The 4,533-nt window shown below is 60.8% G+C and carries 2 protein-coding genes; both read left to right on the plus strand.

From position 1 onward, the window contains the following. Nucleotides 1–199: 199 nt before the first annotated feature. Nucleotides 200–1,357: an efflux RND transporter periplasmic adaptor subunit gene (locus ACW9IR_RS28760; RefSeq protein ID WP_102901860.1), complete on the plus strand. Its 1,158-nt coding sequence runs from the start codon at nucleotides 200–202 to the stop codon at nucleotides 1,355–1,357. Between the two features lie 15 nt (nucleotides 1,358–1,372). Beyond that, nucleotides 1,373–4,471 carry a multidrug efflux RND transporter permease subunit gene (locus ACW9IR_RS28765; protein ID WP_457465995.1) on the plus strand — a complete coding sequence of 1,033 codons (3,099 nt, stop codon included), beginning with the start codon at nucleotides 1,373–1,375 and terminating at the stop codon, nucleotides 4,469–4,471. The last annotated feature ends 62 nt before the right edge of the window (nucleotides 4,472–4,533 follow it).

Consider the following 4,533-nt stretch of genomic DNA (forward strand, 5'->3'; position numbering starts at 1 on the left):
GTTCACAAAACCCGTGTGGGAGCGAGCTTGCTCGCGAAAGCGGTTTAACCGTCACAAAAGAATTCAAGACCTGAAGGATATACGCCCTCGCCCATCCCTGAGCAAAACCCTTACACAATTTCACACAGCGCCTACAAAGCTTCACCGCTAATCTCGGCGTCTGCCCGTAGGATGCGGACATCAATATTGGGGGTTGTACATGTCGAACAAACTGCTGGCCGGGCTCGGCCTGATCGCGATGGCGCTGACGCTGAGCGCCTGTGATTCGTCCTCGAAGGCAGAGGATCAGACGCCACCGGCCACGGTGCGCATCGAGACGATCGAAGCGCATCCCCTGACGATCAGCAGCGAACTCAGCGGCCGCATCGCTGCGCCACGCATCGCCGAAGTGAGGGCACGGGTGGCCGGCGTGGTCTTGCAGCGCACCTTCCGCGAAGGCAGCGACGTGAAAAAGGGCGACGTGCTGTTCCGCATCGACCCGGCGCCGTTCAAGGCGGACCTCGACAGCGCCGAAGCCGCGTTGCGCAAGGCAGAAGCCAATGCCTTCCAGGCCAAACTGCAAGAGCAGCGCTATGCCCAGTTGATCGATGACCAGGCCATTAGCGGCCAGGACTACGACAACGCCCGCGCCAATGCCAGGCAAACTGCCGCTGACGTTGCGGCCAACAAGGCTGCCGTCGAGCGCGCAAAACTGAACCTCGGTTATGCCACCGTCACTGCACCGATTTCCGGGCGTGTTGGCCGCGCACTGGTGACCGAAGGCGCACTGGTCGGGCAAAACGAAACCACACCACTGGCGCTGATCCAGCAGCTCAACCCGATCCACGCCGACCTCACCCAGTCGACCCGTGAACTCAACGAATTGCGCCGCGCGTTCCGCTCCGGACAGTTGCAGGAAGTCGGCCAGGATCAGGTCAAAGCCACGCTGATTCAGGATGACGGCAGCCTGTATCCACTGCCGGGCAAATTGCTCTTCAGCGACATCACCGTCGACCCGGGCACTGGCCAGATCATCCTGCGCAGCGAATTCCCCAACCCGGATCTCGACTTGCTGCCGGGCAGTTTCATCCGCGTGCGCCTCGAGCAGGCAACTATCCAGAACGGCATCACCGTACCGCAACGTGCCGTGCAGCGTGACAGCGCCGGCATTGCCCAGGTTTTGACCGTCGATGAGCAAATGCGCGTCGCCGAACAACCGGTACAACTCGGCGCGGTGCAGAACAATCGCTGGATCGTCACCGGCGGCCTCAAGCCCGGCGACCGCATCGTCATCGAAGGCCTGCAACACGCCCGTCCCGGCGAAACCGTGCAGATCGACGACTCCCCTCTTCCACTTGCCCAGACCTCTGGTCAGTAAGCAGGACGCTTTTCTATGCCGCAGTTCTTTATCGACCGCCCGGTGTTTGCCTGGGTCGTCGCGTTGTTCATCCTGTTGGCCGGTGCGCTGGCCATCCCGCAGTTGCCGGTGGCGCAATACCCCGATGTCGCCCCGCCGCAGATCGAAATCTATGCCGTGTATCCCGGCGCCTCGGCGCAGACCGTCGATGAAAGCGTGGTCAGCCTGATCGAGGAAGAACTCAACGGCGCCGATCATCTGCTGTACTTCGAATCGCAGAGCAGCCTTGGCAGCGCGACGATCAAAGCCACGTTCCAGCCGGGCACCAACCCGGAACTGGCGCAGGTCGACGTGCAAAACCGCCTCAAGGTAGTCGAGTCGCGCCTGCCGCAAGCGGTCAATCAGCAAGGTTTGCAGGTCGAAAAAGTCTCGTCCGGTTTTCTCTTGCTGATCACCCTGACGTCCAGCGACGGCAAGCTCGATGACGTAGCGCTCAGTGATTATCTGGCGCGTAATGTGATGAACGAGATCAAGCGTCTGGACGGTGTCGGCAAGGCGCAGTTGTACGGCGCCGAGCGGGCCATGCGCATCTGGATCGATCCGCAGAAGCTGATCGCGTTCAACCTGACACCGGCTGACGTCAATGAAGCCATCGTCGCGCAGAACGCTCAGGTGTCCGCCGGCAGCATCGGTGATCTGCCCAATCCGTCGAGCCAGGAAATCACCGCGACCATTCTGGTGAAAGGTCAGTTATCGACGCCGCAAGAGTTTGCCGACATTGTCCTCAAAGCCAATCGCGATGGTTCCACTGTGCGTATCGGTGACGTCGCGCGGGTCGAGATCGGCAGTCAGGAATACCAGTTCGGTACGCGCCTAAACGGTAAGCCGTCCACCGCCGTCGGCGTGCAGTTGTCGCCGGGTGCCAACGCACTGAACACCGCAACCCTGGTGCGGGCGAAGATGGATGAACTGTCGCGCTACTTCCCGGTGGGCGTGGAATACAAGATCCCGTACGACACTTCGCCGTTCGTCAAAGTCTCGATCACCAAAGTGATTTACACACTTGGCGAGGCGATGTTGCTGGTGTTCGCGGTGATGTTCCTGTTCCTGCAGAACGTGCGCTACACGCTGATCCCGACGCTGGTGGTGCCGGTGGCTTTGATGGGCACATTCGCAACCATGCTCGCGCTGGGTTTCTCGATCAACGTGCTGACCATGTTCGGCATGGTGCTGGCCATCGGCATTCTGGTCGACGACGCGATTGTCGTGGTCGAGAACGTCGAGCGGATCATGGCCACCGAGGGTCTGTCGCCCAAGGAAGCCACGCGCAAAGCCATGACGCAGATCACTGGCGCGATCATCGGCATCACGCTGGTGCTGGTCGCGGTGTTCATTCCGATGGCGTTCATGCAAGGTTCGGTCGGGGTGATTTACCAGCAGTTCTCGCTGTCGATGGCGACGTCGATTCTGTTCTCGGCGTTCCTCGCCCTGACCCTGACGCCGGCACTGTGCGCGACACTGCTCAAGCCGATTGCCAAAGGCGAGCATCACGAGAAATCCGGGTTCTTCGGCTGGTTCAACCGCCGCTTCGAGCACCTGACCGATCGTTATCAAGGCTGGGTCGGCTATGCGTTGAAACGCAGCGGCCGTTACCTGCTGATCTACGTTGTGCTGTTGGTAGGACTGGGCCTGTGCTTCGCGCGTCTGCCCTCCTCGTTCCTGCCGGTGGAAGATCAGGGCTACACCATCACTGACATTCAGCTGCCGCCCGGTGCGACCAAGAATCGTACGGTGGCCGTGGCTGAACAGCTTGAGGCGCATAACGCCGGCGAGCCGGGGATCAGTGACACGGTGGTGATCCTCGGTTTCAGCTTCTCCGGTAGCGGCCAGAACGCGGCGCTGACGTTCTCGACACTGAAGGACTGGTCGCAGCGCAGCAGTGATGATGCGGCCAGCTCGATTGCCGATCGCGCCAATATCGCCCTGAGTGAAATCAAGGACGCCATGGCGTTCTCGGTGTTGCCTCCGCCCGTGGATGGCCTCGGCACCTCGAGCGGTTTCGAGTTCCGTTTGCAGGATCGCGGCGGCCTCGGCCATGCGACCTTGATGCAGGCACGTACTGAGTTGCTGGCTGCCGCCGAGAAAAGCCCGGTGCTGATGAACGTGCGTGAAAGCGCGCTGGCCGAAGCGCCACAAGTGCAACTGATCGTGGATCGTAAACAGGCGAATGCCTTGGGCGTGTCGTTTGCCGACATTGGCAACGTGCTGTCCACTGCCGTCGGTTCCAGCTACATCAACGATTTTCCCAATCAGGGGCGCATGCAGCGCGTTGTCGTGCAAGCCGAAGGCGATCAACGCAGCCAGGTGGCCGATCTGCTGAAAATGCATGTGCGCAACAACGCCGGGCACATGGTGCCGCTGTCGGCGTTCGTCCAGGCCAACTGGATTCAGGGCCCGGCGCAGTTGACCCGTTACAACGGCTATCCGGCGATCGCGATTTCCGGCGAACCATCACCGGGGCACAGTACCGGTGAGGCCATGGCGGAAATCGAACGTCTGGTGGCGCAGGGGCCGAAAGGCCTGGGACAGGAATGGACCGGTCTGTCGTTGCAGGAACGCTTGTCCGGCAACCAGGCAGCGATCCTGCTCGGTTTGTCGCTATTGGTGGTGTTCCTGTGTCTGGCGGCGCTGTACGAGAGTTGGTCGATTCCGACCTCGGTGTTGCTGGTGGTGCCGCTGGGCGTGCTCGGCGCGGTGCTGGCCGTGACGCTGCGCGGAATGCCCAACGATGTGTTCTTCAAGGTTGGCCTGATCACCATCATCGGTCTGTCGGCGAAGAACGCGATCCTGATCATCGAGTTCGCCAAGAGCCTGTACGACGAAGGTCACGATCTGATCGATGCGACGTTGCAGGCAGCACGCCTGCGTCTGCGGCCGATCGTGATGACGTCGCTGGCGTTCATTCTCGGTGTGGTGCCGCTCGCGATTGCCACTGGCGCAAGCTCGGCGAGTCAGCAAGCGATCGGCACCGGGGTGATCGGCGGGATGATCACCGCCACGCTGGCAGTGATCTTTGTGCCTGTCTTCTTCGTGGTCGTTATGAAGCTCGTGCAACGCTTCAGCAAATCCCACTGATCCAAACTGTAGGAGCTGCCGCAGGCTGCGATCTTTTGACTTTGCTTTTAGAAGATCAAAAG

Source organism: Pseudomonas sp. SDT291_1_S447 (assembly GCF_054070155.1).